Source organism: Mesorhizobium sp. M1A.F.Ca.IN.022.07.1.1 (assembly GCF_003997575.1).
In the GTDB taxonomy this organism is placed as follows: domain Bacteria; phylum Pseudomonadota; class Alphaproteobacteria; order Rhizobiales; family Rhizobiaceae; genus Mesorhizobium.
This window is the reverse complement of sequence record NZ_RZST01000471.1, coordinates 1-3,627: the sequence shown is the minus strand read 5'-3', so window position 1 is coordinate 3,627 and position 3,627 is coordinate 1. Positions and strand designations below refer to the sequence as shown.

Sequence of the window (3,627 nt, the reverse complement as noted above, 5' to 3'; positions counted from 1 at the left end):
GGCATGCGCGGAACAAGTCCTGTCTCGGCGAACTCGATCAGCACCGGGATCATCAGCCCGATGCTGGCCGCCAGGAAGAACAGGGCAAACGTGCCGAAGAAACGCAGCGGCTGCGTCTCCTTCACCAACATGGCGAACATCCACAGGATCCTGGCGCCGTCGCGGAAAGTCGACAGCTTCGACGATGAGCCTTCCGGGCGGCGGCCGTAGTCGAGCGCCATCTCGTTCACCGGCAGCTTGAGCTGCGAGGCATGGACCGACATCTCGGTCTCGATCTCGAAGCCGCCGGAAACCGCCGGGAAGCTCTTGACGAAGCGCCGCGAAAAGACCCGGTAGCCGGAAAAGATATCGGTGAAATCGGCGCCGAACAGGCCCTTGTAGAGCCGGTTGAAGATGCGGTTGCCGAAGGCGTGGCCGGAGCGGCCGGCGTCGTCGGTGACGCCCCGCCGGGTGCCCACCACCATGTCCGAGCGCTCGGTCAAGAGTGTGTTGATCAGCTGCGGCGCATCTTCCGGCGCGTAGGTGCCGTCGCCGTCCGCCATCACATAGATGTCGGCGTCGATGTCGGCGAACATGCGGCGCACGACATTGCCCTTGCCCTGGCGCGGTTCGCGCACGACGACCGCGCCGGCCGCGCGGGCCCTGAGCGCGGTCAGGTCCTTCGAATTGTTGTCGTAGACATAGACCGTCGCGGAGGACAGCGTCTCGCGGAAGCGCCGGACGACCTCACCGATCGTCAGCTCCTCATTGTAGCAGGGCAGGAGCACGGCGATCGCCGGCTCGTTGCGGACCTCGTGCGGCATGCCTATCTCCGGTGCCCGGGCCCAGCCGACCAGCCGCGCCAATGCCGGTCCCAATGCCGGCGTCTCCGGGCCGCTATACTATTTATTGAAGCTGTTAATGCCCGGTTTAAGCCTCCATCGCCAAAGACCCTGGACCGCCAGGCATGGCGCCAAGGCCCATTTTCGCGATCTTCAGAAAATCGATTTTCCGATACCTTTCCTAAACGCTTTGCTGCCAGTCTGGTTACAAATTCCCCCGTCAGAACAGGGACATGATGCAAACGACGTTTGGCACCGGGCAGCCAGGCAGGGAAAACGCGGATCTGGCCTTCACCGATCCGCTGACCGGACTTGGCAACCATCGTCGCTTTTACGACAAGGTCGATCGCCTGATCAGCGATCGCGCCGACGATCCCGCGCCATTCACCGTCGGCATCCTCGACCTCGACGGCTTCAAGCCGATCAACGACCTGTTCGGCCAAAAGGCCGGCGACGACATCCTGATCCAGGTGGCTATGCGCTTGCGTGCCTCGATGGATGGCTATTCCACCGTCTGTCGCATCGGCGCCGACGAGTTCGCCTTCCTCTACCCGATGGTGTTCAGCGAGGAGCAGGCGGCCGAGAAGTCGCGCATGCTGATCGAGATCCTGTCGGCACCCTATGATGTCGGCGAGCGCACCGCCAGATTGTCGGCTTCGGTCGGCTGCTCGCTGTTTTATTCCGGCGACGAGACCACAGAGATCCTGATCAACAAGGCCGAGACCGCGCTCTACCACGCCAAGCGCTCGGGCCGCGGCCGCGTCGTCGTCTACACACGCGAGATGGAGGAGGCCGCCAAGCGCGTCACCCGCATCGAGCAGGCGCTGCGCCGCGCCGTCTCGGCCGGCGAGGTCGAGCCGCATTTCCAGCCGATCGTCGACCTCACCAGTCGCCGCACCATCGGCTTCGAGATGCTGGCTCGCTGGACCGATCGCGATCTCGGCATGGTGCCGCCGAGCGTGTTCATTCCCATTGCCGAGGAGCGCGGCATCATCGGCCCGCTGTCGCAGCTGGTGCTGCGCAAGGCGACCGAGGCGGCGCGCAACTGGCCGAAGGACCTGTTCCTGTCCTTCAACCTGTCGCCGTCGCAGCTTGTCGACCAGAACACCGGCCTGCATATCCTGGCGATCCTCGACCGCACCGGATTCGATCCGCGCCGGCTGGAGATCGAGATCACCGAAACCGGCCTGATGACCGACCCGGCTTCGGCCGAGAAGATCGTCGAGGATCTGCGCCGCGTCGGCATCCGCGTCTCGCTCGACGATTTCGGCACCGGCCAGTCGTCGCTCGGGCGCCTGCGCGAATTCCATTTCGACAAGCTGAAGATCGATCGCGCCTTCGTTTCCTCGATCCTCGAAGACCGCCCCTCGGAACACATCATCCGTGCCATTCTCGCCATGTGCGAAGGACTCGGCATGGACGTTGTGGCCGAAGGCATAGAGGAGGAAGCGCAGGCCGACCGCCTCGTCCAGTTCGGCTGCGCGGGTGGCCAGGGGTATCTGTTCGGCAAGCCCGTCGATGCCGACGCCACGCTTGGCTATCTGCGCGATTCCTATCGCGGCGCGCTGCGCGCCAAGGCGATCTGATCGACCAACCTGCGATCCAAGCCGACCCGTCTGCGCCTCACGGAAGCGCGGCTGCTATTTTGTCAGACATATTGCCGCCGAAATCGCCTTTTCACCCTTGCTCCCGGGGCCGGCATGGCTAGGATGCGCGCCGGCCAAAGGGAGACAGAAATCATGATGCCATCGGCGCGTTTCGCCGACCTCGACGGCGCCTCGGTGTTGATCACCGGCGGCGGTTCCGGCATCGGCGCGGCGCTGACCGAGGGCTTCATGCGGCAAGGCGCCAAGGTCGCCTTCATCGACATCGCCGACAAGCCCAGCACGGCGCTGGCCGACCGTCTGGAAAGGGAGCTTGGCCGGCGTCCGCTCTATCTCAAGACTGATCTGCGCGACGTCGAGGCGCTGCGCGCCGCGGTAGCGAAGGCGGCAAAAGCGCATGGCGATGTCATTGCGCTGGTCAACAATGCCGCGCTCGACGATCGCCATGAGGTGAAGGATGTCACCATCGAGTTCTGGGACAACAACCTAGCCATCAACCTGCGGCCGCATTTCTTCACCGCCCAGGCGGTGGCGCCGGGCATGAAGCGCGCCGGCGGCGGCTCGATCATCAATTTCAGCTCCACGTCCTACCTCATCAACCATCCCGATCTGCCGGCTTACACCGCCGCCAAGGCCGGTATCCTCGGTCTCACCAAAGGCCTTGCCGGCAAGCTCGGCGCCGACGGCATCCGCGTCAACGCGGTTGCGCCTGGCTGGGTGATCACCGAACGTCAGCGCGAGCTTTGGGTTACCGAGGAGGCGCTTGCCGCCCATGTCGCCAAGCAATGCATCAAGGAGCCCATGCGGCCCGACGACATTGTGGGCACGGTGCTGTTCCTGGCGTCGGACGCCTCGCGCATGCTGACCGCGCAAATGCTGATCGTCGACGGAGGCGTGCTGTGAGCGGCGCGCCTGCGGTCGCCGCCCTCGACTGGGGCACGACCAGGCTCAGGGCCTGGCTGCTCGACGGCGCGGGTCAGCTGCTCGCCGAGCGGCGCGGCGACGACGGTCTGATCACGGCGCGCGAAAAGGGTTTTGCGACGGTGCTGGAGGGCCATCTCGCCGCCATGGGCGCGCCGGAGTCCCTGCCGGTCATCATCTGCGGCATGGCGGGTTCCCGCCAGGGCTGGATCGAGGCGCCATACGTCACCGTGCCTGCCCCGATCGGCGCCATCTTGGCAGGCGCCGCCCGCATCGAAGGC

The 3,627-nt window shown here is 65.1% G+C and carries 4 protein-coding genes; 3 read left to right on the top strand and 1 reads right to left on the bottom strand.

Features of this window, described 5'->3' with window-relative positions; genetic code table 11:
* On the bottom strand, positions 1-803 hold an 803-nt coding region (locus tag EOA75_RS30525), incomplete at its 3' end, for a glycosyltransferase (RefSeq protein WP_127325891.1).
* A gap of 254 nt (positions 804-1,057) precedes the next feature.
* On the opposite strand from EOA75_RS30525, the gene EOA75_RS30520 reads away from it, so the two are divergent.
* From EOA75_RS30520 to EOA75_RS30510, 3 genes are all read left to right on the top strand, one after another.
* Complete coding sequence (locus EOA75_RS30520; protein WP_127325892.1) at positions 1,058-2,407, top strand: EAL domain-containing protein; 1,350 nt, start codon at positions 1,058-1,060, stop codon at positions 2,405-2,407.
* Between the two features lie 153 nt (positions 2,408-2,560).
* Positions 2,561-3,328 carry an SDR family oxidoreductase gene (locus EOA75_RS30515; RefSeq protein ID WP_127239415.1) on the top strand — a complete coding sequence of 256 codons (768 nt, stop codon included), beginning with the start codon at positions 2,561-2,563 and terminating at the stop codon, positions 3,326-3,328.
* On the top strand, positions 3,325-3,627 hold a 303-nt coding region (locus EOA75_RS30510), incomplete at its 3' end, for a 2-dehydro-3-deoxygalactonokinase (protein ID WP_206517070.1). The genes EOA75_RS30515 and EOA75_RS30510, both read left to right, overlap by 4 nt.

Coding starts and splice junctions, on each gene's coding strand:
- EOA75_RS30520 (WP_127325892.1), top strand. CDS start 1,058: ATGCAAACGACGTTTGGCACCGGGCAGCCAGGCAGGGAAAACGCGGAT.
- EOA75_RS30515 (WP_127239415.1), top strand. CDS start 2,561: ATGATGCCATCGGCGCGTTTCGCCGACCTCGACGGCGCCTCGGTGTTG.